Genomic DNA, 21,628 nt, shown 5'->3' with positions numbered 1-21,628 from the left:
TTGGCTAAGATTTGTACGCTTTAATGGGCGTTTAATCCGTTTTTGTATCTTTTTTGATGATACTTTTTTGTTTTAAGGATATTTTGAGCGTGAGAATTAGCCTTCCTGTGAATTTTTGTTGGACCCTCAACGCTATGGCATGCCCTCTCGTAGGTTGGCAAACCAGCGGTTGATTAACCTGACGATGAACGTTCCACTTACCAATCCAACCACCAAAGCAAGTAAAATCAACCATCCGGTATGGATATTTTCCAGGATTCCGGGATTGAGAAAAAGAAAAAATGCACAGGTAGCGGTCACCAGGGCGAAGGTGGCAACGATGTAAAGGATGCGAAGGGTTTTGTTGGTGAAGAATACGTCCCGGACCCGCCAGTCGAACAAGGCCCAGATAAAGCCGATCGCCAGGAAAAGGAAAACAAAAAGCCCGGAAATCGCAATAACGTCACGGTAGCGCAGCAGGGCACTAGGCAGGTAAAAGTAGGACGCTGCGGGATTATAGTACACCAGGGTATCGTTGACGGGAACGAACTTTTCGTCCAGTAACCCCCATAAGGTAGTATCGGGAGCATCGTAGCCCAGGGCCCAGATGCCCACCCCGCCCAGTTCCTGTTCCAGTACCCAATCGTACTTTCTGCTGAGGGTCTGACGATCGTCAAACCACGTGATTTCCGTTGCCTCATCGTAACCCGGAAGGGGAGGAATGACTGATTCGCGGTAGTACGACGCCCAGGCATCGTAGTCCCGCTTTGGGGCTCCCCGCTGCTGCTGCATCCGGGATACTTCCCGAAAGGTCAGGTGCTCAAACAGGGTCGTGTCTTTTCCGTCACTGCGGTTGTACAACCTCGTCCATTTGCCTCCGTAGTACGGAAGTCCTACTAACAATTTCTCCCGGGGCATTCCCGCTTCGAGATAATTGTACACCACGTCTTCAATACTACCGTAAGGAAGTCGTACCCGGTCCGGATTGAACAGTGGAGCAATGGCTCCCGGGGCGTAGTCCCCGGTGGTGAAATCATAGGCGGTCAGCGTGAAAAAATCAACGTATTTCTGCAGGGTGTCAATGTTGTAGGTGTTCTGATTGTTGTTAAGGCCCGGTCCACGGTTGACCTTGGGCAGCACTACGCTCAATTCGAACTGACCCGCTCCTTTAGCCAGGCGCGCACTCAGCCGCCTGATGAAGTCGGCGAGCTGCTTGTCGTAATTCGGGGGAATCAACTCGAAGTCCAGATCAATACCGTCCGCCTCCAGCCGGACCAGACGGCTGACCACGTCATCGATCAGTCGGTTTTGCCGGAGAGTATCCCGTAGGAAAATCCGGTTCTCTCGCTCGCCAAAGTTGGTGATGGTGAGCATAACCTTGCACCCCGCTTCGTGGGCTAGGTCAATCAGTTTGAAGTCGGGGTCCGTCTCCCAGGCCTCTACCACTTCCGGGTTGTCGTAAGGCTTCCCGGACTCAACGTTTACGTTATAGGAAAATAAGCCCACGTGGCTGAGTAGGTGAAAGTTGTAGCTTTCGTAGCTACCGCCCATCCAGTGGGGGTGCCAACCAAATACCTTGACGTTCGTAGCCCGAAGTATGGTGTCTCCCTTTGGACTCACGTATTTCGCCTGATCGAGGCCGGCACTTTCGGCCAGAACGGCCTTGGTGGAATCATTAATGTCCCGATAGTAGGCCTGTTGCTCCCGGTGAATGAGGTTGTAAATCAAATCGTAGCGCTCCGAGACGCTCTGCTCCCGGTAGGCATTTCTGGCCTGAAGGCTGTCGAGTAGCTCGGACTTGACGGTGTCCGGTCGCTGGAATATCGCCAGAAACCGATCCAGCAAACCCGGAGCTTCCTCCTGACCACTTTGATCCTGTGCCGCAAGTGGAGCACCTATCCCTAACAGCAAACAGCAGAGTACAATGCGAATATTTGGGTACATGGGTTAATCAGGTTTTTCTCGGGTTCACGATGGCCATCAGGGGCGCTGGACTTCCCATTTTGTTACGGGGGTCTCCACCCGATACCAGGCGATGAGGTAGAGTTTTATCCGATAGGTATTGATTTGGTGCTGATTGATGAAGCTCAGGTTGAGCGATAATTGATCCTGCTTGCCTCCGGGGTTCAGCCTCCCGATCAGCTGGTCGAGCTCCGGACCAGTCACTACCCCGAAATTGGGGCGGTTCGGATTAATTGCCACCAGTACGGGAATGCCCTGATCTTTCGAAAAATTCCTTCGTCCCCTCTCATCGGTGAAGGCATAGCGGACAAACTGCTCCCGAAACAATTTGTATTCCGGGCTAAGCTTCGGTAGCACCACCGGAAATCCCTGCGCGAAAGCCGCCAGGGGAGCCGTCACCCCCGGTTGGGCCCATTCGGGAGGGACTTCCTCCCCCAAAGCGGCATAGGCCGTGATCGACGGGGTACCTACCCCGATCCAGTACGCAATTCCCATCAGACGGTCCCTTGCCGGTGGGTCCGCCGTGTTGAGTCGCATGGGAATGCTGAGGTCAATGGAACCCATTCGCTTCCCGAGAGGATTCCGTAGTCCCACGACGGTTCCACTGGTGTCCGATACCTGAAAGAACAGGGTGTCAATGGGATCCCATCCGGTGGTCGCAACTGCCTGAGCGGTAGACGTAACGGAAAATTGGCCCAGGCAGGTATCTCGTCCCAGGGAATCTATGGGGCCATGGCTTATCCAGTTACTATCCAGGCTTAATTGATGCGCGTCTAAGGTGTCAAACCTTGGTCGTTCGCTGATGGCAATCCGATGAAAAATTGATGCTTCTGGCCCCGTAGTGACCACGGTACTTTTCCATATTCTGAGCGTATCGGTGACGAGCCCAAGTGACCGGAACAGCGTCACGGTATCCGGAGCCACGGCTACCGGAGCATTACCACGAAAGACTTCCATTTTGGTCGATTTCCGTAAGACCTCAAGGAAGGCATATTTCTTCTCCGGAAAGAAGATATACTTTCGTTTGGCCTGCAGGTACAGATGCAGAGAAAAGGTGTCGGATTCCAGAACGGTTTCAAAAATCAGGGCGCCGGACTCGTAGCTGGCCTCGAGGATTTCTCCGGCCCCGTCGGTCAGGACAATCCTTCGGAGGGGCGCCTGATCAATCGTCCTGATGGTCACCTGAATGGTATCTCCTTTTTTACTGCCACTGATGAGTTCCCGGCACCCCTTGAGCGGTTTTTTTCCGGGGTCATACCGCGCGGGAAGATTATTCGCCTCCGGCCCGGCAAAGGTGAACTTCAGACAACTACACTTATCCTTTTTCTTGCCCTTGAGCCCATCCAGCGGGGAGGCGTTTAATTTGAAAACCGAGCAGTTTTTTGCGCTGATCCTGACCGGACCGGTGGGGGAAAGGTCAATCGGGGCCGGCAGCTCCGCCAGTATTCTCTTTCGGGTCGAGACCAACGTTTGGGCAAAATTGAGGCTGGTGTCCGCTAGGGTTAAACAGGTGTCCTGGGTTTCGGACAACTTACGTGCCGTAAGCAGGTAAAGATGAGCGGTATGCCCATTACCGGTCACCGTGGCACTGGCGCTGAAGGGGAGTTGGGGCGAAGTAACCGTGGCGTCAATTTGGAGGGGAATGCTGATGGTAAAGGCGGTCGCATCGCTCAGGATGGCTACCGTAGTCAGGCTATCTCCCTCCGGCGTCCAGTCATTGCCCCCGTACGTAACTCCCGGAGGTAATTTCAGACCGAACTTCACCGTGCTGGGGAGGGGGCCGGTAGGTTGGTACCCCAAATTCAGTAGGATCTCCTCTCCGGGGAAAGTAAGGTTCCCCCGTAGGGCGTCGGCACTAAGCTGTAAGCCCGGAATGCTGTCGGAAATTTGCGCCGCCAGGAAAGACCCGCTACCGTGAATGACCAGGCAAAGCACCCAGAAAACTCGGGGGAATTCCCGGAGGAAAGGATATGTGGTTTTGGTATAGATAGCAACAGGAATTTTCGAATGACCGGGGCGCGAGCGCAGGTGCAAACTTTAATACCGAAAGCAGAGAAAAACCCAAGAATTTCACTTCGGAGGGCCAGCGGGGAAACCTAGTTGCATGATAGGGGAAACTTACTAAAAAATAGTAGGTGTATTTACCTGTTTATAAACGCAGAAGTGCGGTATTTCGCTTTTTTTTGTTTTTTCCCGTACCTTAAAATTGCTGCTTTGAAGGGCCTCGCTGGCGTTGTCGTTCGTTGTGAGAAATCTCCTCCCCGACACCACCCCAGACGGTGGCCATACCACTAATTTTTCTCCATGTCCTCCGTCGAAACCCAAGTTCGTTCTCTATTCTTCGACGACCTGAAGTCTGAAGTAACCATTGACCGGGAAGAGGCCCTACTCGATGTATACAATCAGCTCACCGCCGGCACGCGATTCGTCGCTCTCCGGGGAGATAGTGGAAGCGGGAAAAGTTTTTTTCTGAAGCGACAACTCATTCCCCACTTTGAACGTAAAACAGCAACGGAAAAAGAGGGCTCCGGAGAATGGAAAGTGGTGCACTTTACCCCCCAGATCAATCCCATCGGCCGCCTGGCCTCCGCCCTGGCCAAACCAGGAATACTTCAGGCGGAAAAAATCGTCCAACCTTTTTTCCACGAACGCATTAGCGCCGCGCTGCGGGCAGACAATGAAGGTCTGATCAGGGTCATTCGCGAAGCCCGTGAGGCCGCCACCAAACCCTTCAGATTATTGATCATCGTCGATCAGGTGGAGGAAATGTTCCGCATCGGTGACGCAAGACGGGAGCAACTCCAGCCCGGACAGGAAATTGATCCCCTGGCCTACCAGCCCGGAGACCGGGTCTTGTTCTTCAACCTTTTTCTCGAAGCCCTGCAGGAGGATGTGCCGGTAAATCTGGTCTTCTCCATCAGCACCGAATACCTTGATCGCCTGAATACCTACCAGGGTTGGCCGGAATTGGTGAGCATGCACCGATATTCATTACCAACAATTTCCACCAGAGGAATGGCCAATTCCCTGTATCATTCCCCCGACCCGGGGAGGATTCACCCCGGGTGTGAGCGGATTTATCAGGGCCTGATCACCGAATACCGGGACCTCATTGGCAAGAAGCGGGAACTTGCCACGAGGGTCAATATGATGCTCTGTTTGTTGGCGGGGAAGTCCGATGAGTTACTGGTGACATTCTTCCAGAACCTGGAGCATCATTTTGATTTCATCACCCAACATCTGCGGACCCTCGAGGAAATGGGTGTGCGCCAAACCGTGCAATCCATCCGGGAGGAATTTAGGGACCGGAAAAACCTGATGGAGTGGCAACAGTGGCTGACGGAACTGGAAGGGCCATCCAGAGAAAGATATGAGGAGCAGGTTAATGTCTACTTCAATCAATTGCTCAAGGCACAGCGTGCCTACGGAGGACTTGCTGAAGTCCCGAACCATTTCTGTAACCACCTACTGGATACCTTCAGAAAATCCCTCGATGCCAAAGGGGGCAAAATTGGTACTACGCTGATAGACCGATTGTTTCGAGCCGTTACGCTGAAGGACGCTTCACCAGACAGGGTGGCGCAGAATTACTCCATTGATTTTGCTACCCTTCGGGAAGTCTGTTTCCGGGGAGATTTACTGGTAGACCAATCCGGGGACACTCCCCAAAAAGAAGAGGCGGGCACCGAAAAGCAATCTAAGGAAGCGGCTAAGCGGCAAAAGGATGATTTGCTAAGGGCAGCCATCGCTACCTTCTCCTCTGACGATCACCATTTACCTAACCTGATCAACTGGGCAACGCCGTTCGGCAAAGACGTTACCTCCGCGAGTGAAATAAGTGATGACATCGTAATAAATCTCGGCGCCACTGGCCTCATCCAGGAATGGAAGTTTTTTGTCAAGGCGGTGGACAGAGAATGGGGATCCTCCAATTTTTATAAGGACCTCGTCTTTTCCGCCAAGCGATACTTTATTGACGAAGGAGCTAAGCCTCCGACGGAAAACCTTGCCGATGCCGATCGTCCCGATATTCCCAACATTAGTCTGTTCCAGCAACTTTGGTCCTGGATCAGAGGGCTGTTTAAAAAGGAAAAAACCAAAAGTTACCGGGTCGAAATTCCGGAAACCGCCCTCTCGCTGGCGGAAGTAGATTTTTATCGCGATTGGAAGAAAAGGGATCACCCCAACGAAGCGTGGGCCAATAAGTATCATCCGCCAGAGATATTTCAGCCCGGAGAGTTTGATGAAAATCCCGCCATCCCCGAATTTATCAAGGAAGAAAAGCACACCGCCTTCACCCTGGTGGAGAAGTATTTCGAGAAAAGTGCTGCGCTCCATCAAAAGAACCTTGATGCCGAGAAACGGGAACGGAAAGAAGAACTGGAAGAGCAGCAAAAGCGGGCCAGCCGGGCCATCATGGTGACCATCGGGATGATTGGCCTGAGTATTCTTGCCATATTGTTCGCCGTAGATGCCGATCGCACGAAGAAGAATTTGGTCTTACTGGATTTTGTGGATTCCATGGCAAAGGCCAATCTGCTGTCCAGCAACATCTATCGCACCAGGGAATTCAGGGAGCTGAAGCATACCGTTGAAACCAGCAGCGATATCGAAGATCCCGCAGCCTTGATTCACTTCCTCGCCCGGAAAAACATCATTGACCTTCATCCAAATCCCGATAACTTCCACTACCAGATTACCCACGAGACCCTGCTCGACCTCGATCACCTCATTGACAATTACCACCAACAGGAAGAGCAAAAAAGTCTTGCGTCAAGAATCCTGGCCTGGTCTAAATCCTGGTTTAAGGGCAACATTGCCAACCAGCCCACCAACCTGGAGGAAACGACCCATTCCGTATTGGGCAACGTCCGAAAGGCCCTCTACGAAAACACGGCGAATACTTCGGAAATAAATTTTCAGTATCCCTATATGTATCACGTACTGTGGGAAAACGCCGGAGCACTGAACAACCACCTGGACCAGGAGGCTAACCGGAACGGTCGTGGATTTCTCGGAAATCGCCATTCCCGAATCACTGCCGTAGCCAGCAATTCCACAAAGTTTGAACAGATCGCGATTGGTGACGCCACCGGAGAAATTACCGTATTCTTTCTGGAAGACGAGTCAGTCGTGAGCATGACGCTACCCTCCATTAATAAAAGTATTTCTTCGATGGCCTATTCCCGGGACGGGAAGTCACTTTACGTCACCAGCTATTCGGGTACCATCCATTACTTTACGGGCCTGGATTGTCCGGAGGCCCACCCCAAAGAAAATTGTGTGGTGGCCCCCGGAGAATTGAACCTGACCAACAACTATGGGAAGGCCCTGCTGTCCATTCGCATGACGAGCGACGATGATGTCTTTGTGGTCCTGCGGGATAATGACGTGGCCCTGCTGGTCCCGAAGCGGAACGGCTACGCGTTAGAGCAGATTACCCCCCTGGTCAATTCCCTGAAGGCCGTCACCTTACTGGAAGGAAACGTTTCCGGCACCCACTTCTTAGCCGGCGGCTCAGCCGGATCGGCCCTTTACGAATACGTCCCAAGGATTGGAAATACTGGGCCACGGTTAGTGGGTAGCCAGGTGAGCCATCCAGGATTTTCCATCTCGGCCATTGCTTTTCAGGAAGACCCGGACAACAACTGGATTGCCATGGGTGGAGAAGACGGAAGAGTCTGGATTGGAGATATTGCGGGATATCCGAATGGGCTGAAAGCGCAGACGGATACTTCGGGGATAAGTCGGCGCTTCCATCGCTCGGGCGTCAGCGGACTCATCTTCAACGACCGCAGGGGAAGTGAAGGAACGGGCAACCGCCAGCTGATTTCCTCGAGCCTGGATGGGACCATTTGGCTCTACAACCTGGATCAGCCGCAGGCACGTCCCGTTCCGGGTGCCTTCTACAGAAGGGAGCATACCTGGGACCACCTTAAACTCCCCGCCAACACCCGCAGTAAGGACGCCATCTGCCTGGCTAATGAAGATTTTCTGATATCTGTGGAAAACAATACGCTGAGACGTTGGCCAACCAATCTTGAGGTGCTCGAAAAACGGGTATGTCGCATGCTGGAGCGGGTGGATACGGAACATGAATGCGAATAAGGCGTGAAGGTCTTGGCACCATATTCTGATGCCGGAGGGGCATCCTTACCCACGGATATTCTGAATGCCTCGGTTTCCGTAGAGGTCTGGCTGGGCACCACCTCCCCGCGCAGTTTTCTGCAGTCGCTGCTGACCGCCATCCGGTCCGGGCGATCCGGAACCCTGTGGCTTCCGCTTCCGGCCCTGGGTAAAGTGGCCATTACCCAACGCTACCTGGAAAATTATGTCGAGGCGGGGGGGCAACTGTATTTACTGCCGGGTCCTTTATACACTCACCCATTACCCGCCAGAACGCTAACGATCCTGGACGGGAAACGGGGCTGGCTGACGGATCGGGATGCGCCCGCAGGACGACACCTAACCCACCAGCGTGCCTTGCAACAACTCCTGAACCAACGCAGCAGCTGGCGGCAGGATGCGCAAGCGGTGTCCCCTGAACTATTGGGAGAAGGACTCCGGCGCTTGTCGGCGATGGCGTCCTGGCAGCGCCTCCGCTTACCGCTGGAGATGCATTTTCACGCCCCTTCACAACGTATTCCCCTCGGGGAAACGGTAAGACTCAACTGGTCGGTAACGGGGGCCGATAGCGTTACCTTATCGCCCGGTCCGGAAACGGTAGCGTCGGTAGCCAGTAAGTTGGTGCGCCCGGTCCGTGATCAGGAGTATTGTCTGGTGGCCCGAAAGGGAGACTGGCGACTCACAAAAAAAATCATCATCTCCGTCACCCACTCCCCCCAGCTGCGCTACTGGTTGACGGCAACGGTGGGGGAGGGCGAAGAACGCCCCCTACGATCCGGGGTTGATCTGCCCCACCATTACGCACTGGTTGCCGGTGAGACCCTAATCCTGCATTGGCACGCAAGGGATGTGGAGGGCGTTAGCCTGAACGGGGAACCACTTCCCGGACTGGTGGGCAGCAAAGCGATTGCGGTTGAAAATATCGCGGTCCTGAACCTCCGGGCGGCTTCGGGAGTGGACGTTCAGTCGGAGCGCATCACCGTAAAGGTGTTCTCTCCCCCCGCCACGCCCACGGTACCCGAAAACGGATGGGAACCGACGCCGGGAGCGTTACCCGAAGCCCTCCCGGTAGCTCCCGTACTGCCAAAGGTCGGGGAGTTACTGGAAACCCTCGACGCGGAAACCCGGAATAGGCTGCGGGAGGAATGGCGGGCCAGTACCCGGAGAAAATCCTGGTGGAAAAACCTGATTACCTTGCTCCAAAAGCGGGAACCATGAACCTGCGCTCGCGCCCATCCGTCCCTAAACCGCCCGCCATCATGCGGTTCCTGTGGTTTTGCTCCGGCGCCCATCCGGAAGTTCTGGCCGCCTGCCCGCGGTCTGAGCACGCCAAGTTTACCGGAATTGGGGGAACGGTCTTTTTCACGGGCCTTTTGGCGACGCTGTCGGGCGGGTACGCTTTCTTCACCGTTTTTGAACACCTGGGAGCAGCGGTGGCTTTTGGCGCACTGTGGGGGCTGATCATCTTTAACCTGGATCGTTACATCGTCTCGACCCTGAAGAAGGAAGGTCCCTTTTCCCGGCAGCTTACGCTGGCTATTCCCCGCTTTCTGCTGGCCATTTCCCTGGCCATCGTCATCGCCAAGCCGCTGGAATTACGCATCTTTCAGGAGGAGATCAACGAAGTATTGACGGAACGGCAAAGGACGAAGGGCGAGGCCGCAGGTGCCGCGATCCTGGACCGGCGCCAGGTACTGGAAGAACGAATCGGCCAGCTTGAGCGTCAAACCGAAGCGGCCCTCCAGCGCCGGGAGCAGGACTACCAGGATTACAAGTGTGAATGTGACGGAACCTGTGGTACCGGAAAGCGGGGCCGGGGTAGTGAGTGCGCCCGCAAGGAGCAGAAATACCTGGCGACGGACCGGGAATACCGGGAAATGAAGCTGCAGAACGATGGGGCCAGGGAGGCCATTCGGGCACAAATCGAGGAGTTGGAAGCTACGGCCCGACTGGCTACCGAGGAGGCCGAAGCCGCCGTGTCCCGGGGTTTACTGGCCAGATTGTCGGCTTCCGGAGAATTACCCGCCGGGCCGGGACTGTTCATCATCCTGCTGTTTATCCTCATTGAGGTTTCCCCACTCCTGACCAAGCTCCTGGCCCCACGGGGCCCCTACGACGAACTGCTGGCGCGGATCGAGCACGAATTTTATCTGGAACAACTGCGGCGCATTGAGGTCGAAAAGCTGGCGATGAACAAGGAAATCGCCAAGCACCACGAACTCCATAACGTAGAGATTGCCGAGGAGGTCCGGCAGAAACAGGAAGCGATGCGGGCCATGGCGGATGCCCGCATGGAAATTGTCCAGGATCAAATCGACGCCTGGCTGGCCGAGGAGCGGATGCGTAAGCTCCGGGAAGGTTCGGCCAGCGAGCATCCGTCCTGAAAGCAACCGTACTACACCGTCTTGCCCTGCTTGCGGAGTTCACGGCGAATGCCCTCGAGGATATCCCGTTTCCGGATTTTGCGTATGGCTTCGATCACCTTCGGGGGCGGTTCTTCCGCCCGCTTTTCGTGTTCTTCCCGCACCCGTTGGGCGGCCTTCAGGGCGCAGTAACGCACCACGTTTACGATGTCGCCTCCCGAAATTTCGTACTCTCGGGCCAGTTGCTTCAGGTCCACTTCCGCTTCGAGGGGCAAGTTTTCTCCGAAGGCATTTTCCCATAACTCCAGCCGCTGGAGTGGACCGGGAACGGGAAAGTACAGGATGGACTGAAAGCGGCGGGCGAAGGCGTCGTCGATGTTGGCCTTCAGGTTGGTGGCCAGGATAACCAGGCTGGGGAAATCCTCGATGCGTTGCAGTAGATAGGATACTTCCTGATTGGCGTAGCGGTCGTGGGCGTCCTTGGTGGCCGTACGCTTGCCAAAGAGTGCGTCCGCTTCGTCGAAGAAAAGTATCCAGTTTTTGTGCTCCGCGATGTTGAACAGGTTGGCGAGGTTTTTCTCCGTTTCGCCGATGTATTTCGATACGACCTGAGAAAGATCAATTCGGTACACGGGTAGCCCCAGTTTCTTGCCGATCAGGGTAGCACAAAGTGTTTTTCCCGTTCCCGGAGGGCCGTGGAAAAGCGCCCGGTAGCCGGGCTTAAACAGGCGCGTCATTTGCCATTTCCCCAGGATGATCGCCTCGCTGCTCATCCAGGAAGCTAGCTCCAGCACCTGGGCTTCCAGCGGTGCCTCGAGCACCAGGTCGTCCCACTCCAGCGGCGTTTGTAAGTGTTTGGCGGGGAAGTTGGAGGAATAGCGGGGGCGGAATTCATCGCCGGTGGTGAACCTGGTCAGGTATTCATTACTGATGGTCAACTGTCCGCTCAGGAAGGGTTCGTCGGCCTTTTGTCCGGAGAGTTGAAGGACGTTCTCGGTGTAGAGAAAATGGGATTCCTCAAAGAGGCCGGTAAAAAACATTCGTCGGCGGAGGTCGCCTCCAGCCAGTAAAAAGAGCGCCGTTTCTCCCGTGGGGAGGAAGCCACCGTGTTGTTTTCCGGTTAGTCCGCCAAACTCGGTAAATCCCCGGTCGAAATTGGTGTTTTTGGTGAAAAAAACGTCCAGGGTAGCGGGCTGTAGGTGAGGAGCCAGGGCCAGCAGCAGGAGCAGACGGTGGGCGGTAACCTGCTCGGTGTGGGAAACCGGACCTTCGTCAGATTGGGGAATTTTATCCGCTAACCCCTTTAGGTAATCTACGTAGGGGCCGGCCCCTTCCGCGTGATCGGGAGGAACCAAATCCTGTACGTCCGGAGCGTCCGCTGCGGGTTGGAAATATCGCGTGAAACGAGCCTCAATGACTTCATTGAACCACTGGTATTCCTTTCCCAGGGCGACGGCATTAGCTTCCAGATTGCTCATCTCAATTTGTTTAGGTTTTCCAATCTACCGTAATAAATTTCTCCATCCAGGGCAATCGCACGACGGAGATGGTCCAGGGAAGAAATTTAAGGAGTACGTCGTATCCCGCAGATTCTACCGCCAGGGACCATTGATCCTCGCGTTCCATGAGCATCCCCGGGCGTAGTACAAAAGATCCCCGAAAATTTTCGACGGTGGAGTTCTTCATCTTGTCCCAGTTTTGCATGACGGCCTGGAGTAGCTGACTGGATACCTGTTCTTCTTTTTCCGTAAGGTCGATGGACCCCGGAACGGGAACCGAAGGATGGAGGCCGCATAGAATCTTATTGAATACCAGCAAATGCTCCGGAGATTCCGTCAGCCCCGTGGCCACGTACTGTAGCAGTTGGGCTCCCCGTATGGCCTGCTCTTCGCTGGCGAAGACTTTTCCGTCCAGCATGTTCAGGGTCGAAAAATACCGGGCGAGGAAGGGGCCGAGAATAACCAGTCCTGCGTTTTCAATAAAAATAGCTTCCTCAATCAGGTGTCCGTCACCTTCCATATTTTCAGTTTGTTGTTCAATTCTTCGCTTCTGGATAGCGCCCAGTACTTCATCCCATTCCTTGCCGTCAATACTTTCCGGAGCAGACGAAAGTCCTTCGCGCAGGGTATTGAGCAAGGTTTCCACAGGACTGGATACTTTGATCGCCAGATCTTTCAGCAACTGCTCCGTAAAATCAGGAACATTAACCTTCTGGTCTTGCTCTCCAAGGTATCGCAAAAGATGGTGCCAGACCTGGTGGCGGAAGGCATCTTCGGATAGACTGAGAGGAGTCTTGGCGAGTAAGGTCCTAATGTCTCGCCAGCGGCGTTGCACGCTGCTTAGTTCCCGGCCCATCATGCGCTGGGCAATCTGGAGCCACAAGCTTTCCGGAAAAAAGTGCAGCAATCGGTTTCTTCCACCGACCTCCCGAAATGCCGACCGGTATACGGGGAGCACCAACTCGGGATGCAAATTGAGCAAGCGCTCCTGAAGCAATAGCAACCGTTCCCGGGGCACCGAAATGTTTTCTGGGGGAGGTGCGCCGTACCGCAGAAAATGACCGACCAGATACAGTTCCTCACCGAGCGTTTCTGCGTAGCTCTTGGGCGGAACCCCCGAACCGGAAGGAGCTGAATCGCCAGTGGCCCCCTCTTCTAGTCTTTCTCCCAAGGGGGCAGCGGTATCTCCCGGAAGGAGAGACTCCCCGTCCGTCGCGACGTTCTGATCCTCCTGCCCGGCACCCGTGAGAGTAGCCGATCCTTCCTCCCCGGCTCCTTTGGTGTCGGATTGCGTCGACTTAGGAGACGAGCCTTCCCGGTCGGTGGGCGCCGCGGAAGTGGGAACTTCCCCTTCGCCCGACGGGAGGTCTTTAGGGCCATCTTGCGGGGAGCTGCCGGCCGCCTTTTGCACAACGTCTTCCTCCCTTGCTCCTTTGGTGTCGGATTGCGTCGACTCGGGTGGCGAGCCCTCCCCGTCGGCGGCCGCTGCGGAAGTGGGGGCTTCCCCTACGCCCGAGGGGAGGTCTTCAGGGCCATCTTGTGGGGAGCTTCCTACCGCCTTTTGCACAGCGACTTCCTCCCCGGCTCCTTTGGTGTCGGATGGCGTCGACTCGGGTGGCGAGCCCTCCCCGTCGGCGGCCGCTGCGGAAGTAGGGGCTTCCCCTACGCCCGCCGGGAGGTCTTCAGGGCCATCTTGCGGGGAGCTGCCGGCCTCCCGCCGAGCATCCACCTTCTCTCGGGCATCGGGGGCTTCGGGCAGGGGTGAAGCCAGTGCTCCGCGTTCGATGAGGTCCTCCAACACTCTGGAGAGTGCGTAAAATGATAGCTGACCGAGAACTACGGAGGCGTTTACTTCCGCACGGAAAATATCCAGGTATTGGTCGACCGGAAGTCCGAAGGCCGCAGCGGACTCCGGAATTGCCCGGAGCAAAAAGCCCTCACTACTGAATTCCTCGGCCTCCACGGCAAAATTCCATCCCGAAAGCCACTCCTTCTGCAAGCCCGAAAGTTCCCCGTACCCGCCGGAATTAATGAGGACTTCGTTTGCGGCAGCAAAGGCTTCCAAAAAGTCGACGTAGGCAGGAAACCTTGCTTTCAGAAAACTGCGCCAATTTTTCCGCGTCAGGAAGGGGAGTAACGCTCCGGCGTGATTTGGTCTATCCCTCAGGAATACCCTCAAACCATCCATGTCGGCCTGAATGGCCCTTTCCCAGAGCATGTTCAGGTCAGAGATTTCCGGAGCTGCCCACCAGGGAATACCGCCATGGTCAAGAAAATACTGCAGGGCGGCCACGAAGAAAGTACCCTCTCGGGCCCCGGCCTCGATCTGGCGGAATTGTTCCCGATGACGGGCTTCCTCTCTTTCAATTTGCGCCTTCTCCTTTTCGGATATCTGAGCGATGATCCTTGCCAGTATTTCCAGTAATCCGGGGTGTCCTTCGTCCGGATCAAGGTGCCGTTGAAGCTGCTGGGCCACCCCGGTAGTCGTCAATCGCTTTTCCCGGGCAATCAGGGACACGAGCTTTAAGGTAAACGAATACCCCGTGAAGGGCAGTGGCCCTTTGCCCCAGAGAACCTCCAGGGTATACCGCTTATATTGCTGGTTGGTCGTTTTCTCATTCGGGTAAAGCTTACTACCGTGAATGGCCTCACGCAGCGCCTCCAGGACTCCTCGGTGCCCGGGCAGGTAATGGTTAATGAGCCGCCGGTGAAGGGCCTGCCACAACTCGTCGGAAAGCAGTTGCAGGAACCGATCCAGCCGAAGTTGTTTTCCCTGGATGCTCCCGAGGAAGTGTCTCCACGCCTGATCCGGAAGTTTGATGATTGTTCGCAGGTCGCTGAGCGAGGGGCGTTTCCCATCAGAAGTCCTCCCTCCCCGAATCCAGGTAACCCATTCTTCCACCATTTCGTCACGTTGGGTGCTTTTATCGGGGGGGAGTTGATCGGCCGTTTCCGGTGCTCGGCTGACCACTTCCGCCGTGGTTTTTTCCTCCATATCCTGCATTACCCTGACCGCATTCCGCAGGGGCGTTGGAAGGGAATCCTGCCCGACCAGGAAATGGAGGTAGGCAGAAAATTCTGGAGCTGTGGGCCGGTAATTATCCTTCAAGACTCTGGCCCACCGTAACAGAATACTACCCATGGAAGGCTGCTTCATGCCGGGGTCTGCCAGCGCCCCGAGCATCATTAATTTCATGTCCCTCAGATAGCTCTCCCGGGTGGGTTTCCAGCGGGTTCCTTCCGGGTACAAATTGGGTAGGCTACGGTAAAAAATTCCCCAGGTGGAATTTGGGGGCGGAGTAGCCGGGGCATTCCGGGGGGCGGAGACCGGGACGTCACCAGTGCTACCTCCTTCTGAGGAACCGGCCAATGGAGAATCTTTTGAAGGTTGGAGAGGATCACGACCGGCCGTTGCCGTTAGGTCAGCAGTGGTTTGGCGGGTGGGCGAGGTAGGGGAGTCGCTATTTTTATCGGCAATCGGCAAGGCCCGGTCGGGTGGGGAAGTTGGGGCGTTTCTCGCTTCCTGCCGCTGCTCTGCGGATGGCGAGGTGCCGGAATCGTCCCTGTTCGCATGGGAAGATCCTTTTCCTTCAAGGTCAGAATTTGGCGGAAGGTCGCTTTCGGAAACTTTTGCGGGCGGAGTACTCGCGTCCCGCGCTATTTTGGACGCCCCCGTTGATGCTGAAGAAGTTCTGGTTTCCTGATCGGTCTCTTCTTTCTCCGGAGAAGGCCCCGGCTCCTGGTCAGTGGAGATGGGCCCGGAGGGCAGGTGCCGTGAATCTTCCGGAGGAGCAGCGTCATGGTCACGGGCTGCGGGGCCAACCGATCCTGATTGCCCGAGCACCTCCCCCGCGGAGCTTTCTCCGGAGGCCAGTTGCATCAAGCCTACCAGGACGGTTTCGAGGAAATCCGCCGAAAAGCCGTTAGCCAATCGGGATCGTGCTTTCCTTTCGACCAGTCGATCAAGGAGTAATAAAAAAAGTTCTGGGTTGAGCTGATGAAGCAGGGGAAGTATTTGCTCCTCCAACCGAAGGAGGCCATGCTGCGCGTCGGTGGCGGGCAAAAAGCCATTGTCGAGATAATGCCGCAACAGAAACAGTACCCGGTTTGGAAGGCTGTCGGTAAAGGTTGTGGACGCTGCTGCGTTCTCCAGCGTATCCACGAGGGTAGGGAGCGAGCTCTCCCAGGCCCTGGCCTCCTGAATGGCGGCCCTTGCTCGCATCATCACTTCCGGTACCGGGATGCCACAGTCCTGGCCCCAATCCGTCAGCAAGTTGCCGATCGCCCGTTGATCGGGCAGTACCGGGCGTTGCCAGTTTCCCGCTCCCGATAACTTAGCCTGTACCCAGTTACGGAGATCCGTTTTCGTTTTGGTAGCGGAATCAATGGTGAAGAGCAGATAGGTCACGTCTTCCCGATATTTTTGGAAAATTTCCCAATTGTCCCTCCACCACCACCGGTAAAGAAAAGTGACCATTGATCCGGAAAACCGCCGCGGTAATTGCTGCCTGAAGGAAAGGTCACGAAAAATTTTCTCCAGGGCCTTCACCACCACTTCGTCACCCTTCTCCATCCGTTTTTTCAGCAGGCCTTCCATGCCGGATGCCGACAAGTTGAATGGTGCTGGTACCCTTCCGGAGCGGAGAAATTGAAGGACGGCCCTCGTCTCTTCCCGTCCCGTATGCGCAGGTGGGGTAACGGGGGCAGGCGAAGAAGAAATGCTGCGAATTGCCCGAGCGGTAGTTTTGGAAATTAAAATGTCATCCTCCCGGGCACCATCCAACAGGAGCTGACTTAGCAGCCTGGGGGGAATACCCAGAATGTCTCCCACCTCATTAATCAGTCTGGCTGCCCACCTGATGGACGATGCTTGTGCGGATTCCCGGGGTGTGGAACCGGCGGCAGCTACCAGAAAGCCCGCCTCCATGTTTCGGGGGGGCACCGCCCCCAGGCCTCCCGCTCTACCGGCCAGGATTAATTCGTGCAAGATGAGCTGTTCCCTGGTTTTTCCCGCTCCCCAGCTTATTTCTTTAAGCTTACGCAGGCTTTCCAGCGAGAAGTGCTGGGCCAGCCGTTTCCTTATGCTGGACACGCCCAACATCTTTTTCAGCTTCCTCCTCAGGGAGTTTGGTGCTTTTTCCAGCACGTCGATCAGCATGTCCGATACCCCACGAGCATCGGCACTGGTGTATCTCCACGGGAAATAGCCGTGACGTAAATAATGAATTACCAGGTCCTCTTCGCTCTGTCGGATGGGTTGAATCCTTGATGGTTGGGGCGCACCATTGTTTTGAAGTGCTTCGTCGAGGGCCGTCGATAAACGCTTCAAGAGTTCTTGCTCAAACCCCTGTTTGGGGAGTTCGCCCAGGTTGAGATTAAGCCGGTCAATTTTAATTACCTGATTCCGGACGTCATGCCTGGATAAAGTCCGTTCCAATGCCTCCGGAAGTTTTCGTTTCGACAGGTCGCTGATGGTTTCAAAGATGAAATCTGCTTCCCGCGGGGAAGTTACCGTGATGCGAAACCGGTGCCGCCCAATGATGTTTGTGCGGCTCATTTTCTGGTTGATCTGGCGGAGTGTGAGCTGGCGTTTGCGTCCAGCCAGGCTTGAATGCGCCTCCTTAGGGGTGTCTCAATCCGGGCCGATTGCAGCAGGTCCGTTTCACCGTGTTTCTGCAGGTCGATCAGCGACTGCCACTGGTGGTCCGTAGCGAGCTGGGCCTGGTCGATCCAGAAGGTAAGCTGTGGAACGTTAACGCTCAGGTTTTTGTCCCGCAGCTGATTGTAGAGTGAAGCGGGCCGCTGGGCCCCGAGGGATTCAAGGTCTTCGATCCCTGACGAACACAATACGTCGGCATATTTTTCACCGATTCCCTCAACTACGGTCAGGTCATCGACGGGGAACACAATGGTGTCGGTACCCTCCGATAGCAGTATCTCAAGCAGCTTCGGGGTAATGTGCCAGGAGCTTTCCGTCGCCCGCCAATCCCTGAGTCGGGTGAGGATCGTTTTCTCCAGGGTTACTTCCGACGTGCCCTTTCGCAGACGCTCAAGGTGATAGGATAGTCTGTCCTGCAGGGGTGAGTGAGTCCGGTCCGGATGATTTTCCCGCTGGACCCGGAGAAGTTGTTCCCAGTCTTCCCGGCGCCCGTTGGCCGCCAGGGTGCTGTATGCGTGAATTTCTTCGAAGGAGGGAGCGCCTTCCGTAATTTGAAACTGATTGAGAATGCTCTGCCATCTGGATTCGTCCATCTCACTTAGCAGTAGGCGGGTAGTAATGCCCTGGCCCTGAAGGCCCGCCCGGAGTTGTTCCGTTAGGCCGGGGAGAATCTGGAGGTCATTTTCGGGGATGATGAATCCGTATCCCGCCGCTCCACAAAGGAAATCAAGCAGGTTGATGGGTAAACTTCTGGAAGAGGGATACCGGGCGATCCACGATTCGATTCGGTCCAGCAATACGTCGGGGGATTTAGCCAATTCCCTTAGCTTTCGCTCCACCTTAGCCGTCGGGCGACGAGGGGAAGGACCGTACTCGGCGGAGGCCATAAACTGCTCCTGATACTCCTGCAGGTCTGACCATTGTCCATCCAGGGCCAGGGCCGCCTGCCGTCTCCACCCCGCAATTTCTTTCGGATCAATTTTCTCACCTTTTCGGATCAGCAATTTCTCCAGCTCCGACGTGGACGTTCTGCGGAGTTTTTGCCAGGTATCAATACCTTCTTCCTTGAGCAGGTAGACGACCTGCGGGCGGTTGCAGATGAACAGGCCGAGGTCATCCTCCGAGAGCAGAAATCCGTACCCAAACCGCTGCGTCAGGCGCTCCAGAAGCGACCGTGGAAAACCCTGATATTTTTCTCCCTCGGATTGGTCGGACTGCTGGCCACGAAGGATTCGGATAAGTTGCAGGGAGGCAGCTTGGTGTTGCCGGTCGTCTTCGTTTTTCAACGCCTCCAACCAGGTCTTGAAGTGACCCTCGAATTCCCGCATGTCCGTTACGGATAACCAGTAGTAGTCGACGCTGAGGTGGGCGGGAATATTCCGGGCAACCACCTGCTGGAAGAGCTGTTGAAAGTCGCGCTCATGAAATTTCACGGGCCAGTTCGGGGCCACCATACTCAGACGGAGGGAATAGAAATCGGAGTTAACGGAGTGTCCGGGAAGGCGCTCCCCCTCAAACCTCAGGTATTCCTGCAGGGCCGGTGGATTGTGGTCCCGCAAATTCGTTACGGTTTGGTGAAGAAAGTCCAGGATTTTTTGTGCCTGCTCCGGACTTTCGGACCCTTCCCGCTGAGTACTGCCAACGCGAATCGGAGCACTGAGTAGGCGTGGAGACTGATGTTTTGACAGGACGATGGACCATCCTTCATCCGTTTCCAGCAAGGACCAGTTCTTTACCTGAGCGCCCAGTAACAACAGTTCATTGCTAAGGTCCTGGAGTTCTTTCTCCGTGGTAAAGTGCGGAGTACGCAACTCAATGCTTTCCAGGCCCAACTCAATGGGTAGGGGCATTTCGAAGACCAACATGCTTCCGGGCCGGGCCCGGGGGCGGAGGAGGATGTTTTCCAGCAGGAAGAAGCCTTCTCCCTGGAGGTTAATGTCATTGAATCGCCGCAGAAGCTTATCCCGGACCTTCTCCAGGTTGTCTTTGCTGCCCCGGGTGATCGTGGCACCTGCGTCCGCGCCCGAAGATTGGGATTTGCCCGCTTTGTCGGCGTTCGCACCATCCGTACCGAAAGGGGACTTGCCCCCACCGGGAAGCTTTTGTTCCTTCAGGGTGAGTCGCATATTTTTTCCCCTGCCGGAAATGTCGTAATTGCTGGCCTGGCACCCCTTGCGGATGATTTTACCGAAGGACAGCCTGGAGCGGCTTTGCTTACCATCGGCCTTTTCCTCCCGGAAACCCAGGAGATCGTCAATGTATCGGTTCTTGCCCAGAAAACGGTTTTGGTATTTCGGGGTCTGACTACCGGGCAGGGAGTCGTGCAGGTTTAGCTGAAGGGCAAGTCGCTTCTTGAGTCCGGATACGTTTTCGTTTTCCCAGGCCTCCTTCAGATAATTGAATCCCCGGCTTCGGTACCGGCTGATTTCGCAATAGTGGCGGAGATATGCGGCTTTCCCCCTGAGCAACTGGTGGGTGATCTCTTCGCGGGATTCGTGGTTGAGCAATTTCAGGTAGTCTCCGGCGTAGGTTTCCCCAAAGCGGGCCAACAGGTGGTCCAGAAAACGTCCTCGTCGCTCGTCGGCGGGGTCAAAGGCTCCGAAAACTTCCTGGATCAACTCCTCAATTACTTCCGGCGACGGATTCTCTTCGGTCGTATTGACCAGGTTAATCCCTTCGGGAATATCATGCGGAAATTGATAGAAATAGCTGGGTTCATGCGTTTTTCCGGCGGGGTCCTTCTCTTCCGCGATGGAGAACAGGTGACGAACGTTGGCCAGTTGGGCCAGGTAGTTGGCCATTAGTTGTTCAAAAAAAATCAGGTACCCCTTAAGCTGGGAAATGTACGCCCGATGACTGCGGTTGGCGGTGGCGGGTGGTCCGTAAGCTCCCAGTCCGTAGACGGCGGGCAGGAGGCGTTGCAGCGAGTAGTATGACCGCAGATCCCGGACTTTTTTGTGGGATACTGCCGGGGGCTCACCGAGCTTCAGTTTCAGTTGAAATCCCTTTTTCCCTTTGGCCGAAAGGTTATTGTAAAATTGCCGGGTTTGGCGGGGATTGATGGATACGGAAACCCCGTTGCGCAGCAACTTAAGCTCGCCAAGCTGCCCAGTACCTTCAATCATCGACGGGTCCAGACTAAGGGCTGCGTCCTGGCCGGGGACAATCTCATCCCCCGTAATCCTTTGCCCTTCCTTCCATACCTTCAGATCGTTGATCAATTTGACGCCCTCTACGGCGGAAATTTCTTCGCGGAGTTCAGAAATGTTGGTGTTGTCCGGGAATTTCTTCAGGCTCTCGGGCTTTATGAAACCGTGCACGGGTTCGGGACCATCAAAGATTTCGCTGATGGACAGACCTTCCGCCAGCAACTCTTCCTTGGTGTAGTAGCGGATACCTGGATTCAGTTTTTGTTCCACCGTATGAAGAATCCGGGCAATGACCATTTCCCCAAAAGCATCGGGTTGGATCTCGATTACGGCAGAAAAATGGATGTGCTCGGTTTTAAGAATGACAATGTCGTCCAGGTCCTCGCACAGATTGCGGTGGGCCATGAGCAGTTCCCTGACGGAAGCCAGTACTTTCTCCCTGGGAAGGGTGCGGTCAATGTCTTCGGCTAACTGAATCCGGACTTTAAACAGTCCCCGGTATTCTCGTTGGTGGTTTAAAATGGGGTCGAACCAGGCGTTGCGAATATCCTTGACCTGATCGATGAGCAAACGCCGGTAATCGTGGGGCGTCAGGGGAGTAGTGGGTAGAATCTCGTGGGCCGGAAAGAAGGCGTTATTGATGTCGGGTTTACCCTGGTCATCGTTCGCGTACAGGATGTCCCGAATGTCAAAATTCGCCCGGTAGCTGAGGTCCGTTAACGCAAAGCAGAGATATTCCAGCAGGGTGACGCCGGGATCATGGACGTTGTAGTCCGTCCACGTGGCCCCGGACAGTTGCTGGGCGTGAGCAATGCCCCGTAGCCGCAGGTCATCATAATTGAGCCCACGGGAAAGTTCCTCCTTGCGAATTACCGACTGGTGCTCTTCCAT

General features: G+C 55.3%; 8 protein-coding genes. 3 read left to right on the top strand and 5 right to left on the bottom strand.

Going from position 1 to position 21,628, the window contains the following annotated elements; all coding sequences use genetic code 11:
* Positions 1 to 132 precede the first annotated feature (132 nt).
* Both E1J53_RS18440 and E1J53_RS18435 read right to left on the bottom strand, forming a co-directional pair.
* Positions 133 to 1,923 carry a glycosyl hydrolase family 18 protein gene (locus E1J53_RS18440; RefSeq protein WP_134270698.1) on the bottom strand — a complete coding sequence of 597 codons (1,791 nt, stop codon included), beginning with the start codon at positions 1,921 to 1,923 and terminating at the stop codon, positions 133 to 135.
* Between the two features lie 36 nt (positions 1,924 to 1,959).
* On the bottom strand, positions 1,960 to 3,876 hold the full coding sequence (locus E1J53_RS18435) for a hypothetical protein (protein WP_134270697.1): 1,917 nt from the start codon (positions 3,874 to 3,876) through the stop codon (positions 1,960 to 1,962).
* 369 nt (positions 3,877 to 4,245) lie between these two features.
* Between E1J53_RS18435 and E1J53_RS18430 the strand changes: the two genes are divergently transcribed.
* The 3 genes from E1J53_RS18430 to E1J53_RS18420 are packed head-to-tail and all read left to right on the top strand — an operon-like array spanning position 4,246 to position 10,451.
* Positions 4,246 to 8,049 (top strand): hypothetical protein, encoded by a 3,804-nt coding sequence (locus tag E1J53_RS18430; RefSeq protein WP_134270696.1) that lies wholly within the window; start codon positions 4,246 to 4,248, stop codon positions 8,047 to 8,049.
* A 12-nt stretch (positions 8,050 to 8,061) separates the two neighbouring features.
* Positions 8,062 to 9,285 (top strand): hypothetical protein, encoded by a 1,224-nt coding sequence (locus tag E1J53_RS18425; RefSeq protein ID WP_134270695.1) that lies wholly within the window; start codon positions 8,062 to 8,064, stop codon positions 9,283 to 9,285.
* Positions 9,282 to 10,451, top strand: coding sequence for a DUF4407 domain-containing protein (locus E1J53_RS18420; protein ID WP_173021557.1), 1,170 nt, complete (start codon positions 9,282 to 9,284; stop codon positions 10,449 to 10,451). The genes E1J53_RS18425 and E1J53_RS18420 overlap by 4 nt, the downstream gene beginning before the upstream one ends.
* An 11-nt stretch (positions 10,452 to 10,462) precedes the next feature.
* On the opposite strand, the gene E1J53_RS18415 is transcribed toward E1J53_RS18420, so the two are convergent.
* From E1J53_RS18415 to E1J53_RS18405, 3 genes are read right to left on the bottom strand one after another with little or no spacing between them, the layout of a single operon-like run.
* Positions 10,463 to 11,908, bottom strand: a complete 1,446-nt coding sequence (locus tag E1J53_RS18415) for an ATP-binding protein (protein WP_134270693.1) — start codon at positions 11,906 to 11,908, stop codon at positions 10,463 to 10,465.
* Positions 11,909 to 11,918: 10 nt separating this feature from the next.
* Positions 11,919 to 17,486 (bottom strand): contractile injection system tape measure protein, encoded by a 5,568-nt coding sequence (locus tag E1J53_RS18410; RefSeq protein WP_134270692.1) that lies wholly within the window; start codon positions 17,484 to 17,486, stop codon positions 11,919 to 11,921.
* On the bottom strand, positions 17,483 to 21,628 hold the full coding sequence (locus E1J53_RS18405; RefSeq protein ID WP_134270691.1) for a hypothetical protein: 4,146 nt from the start codon (positions 21,626 to 21,628) through the stop codon (positions 17,483 to 17,485). The genes E1J53_RS18410 and E1J53_RS18405 overlap by 4 nt, the downstream gene beginning before the upstream one ends.

Origin of the sequence: Lewinella sp. W8, from assembly GCF_004375085.3 — a bacterium.
Classification (GTDB): domain Bacteria; phylum Bacteroidota; class Bacteroidia; order Chitinophagales; family Saprospiraceae; genus Neolewinella.
The sequence above is the reverse complement of the archived record's forward strand: the minus strand, read 5'-3'. Positions and strand labels throughout refer to the sequence as shown.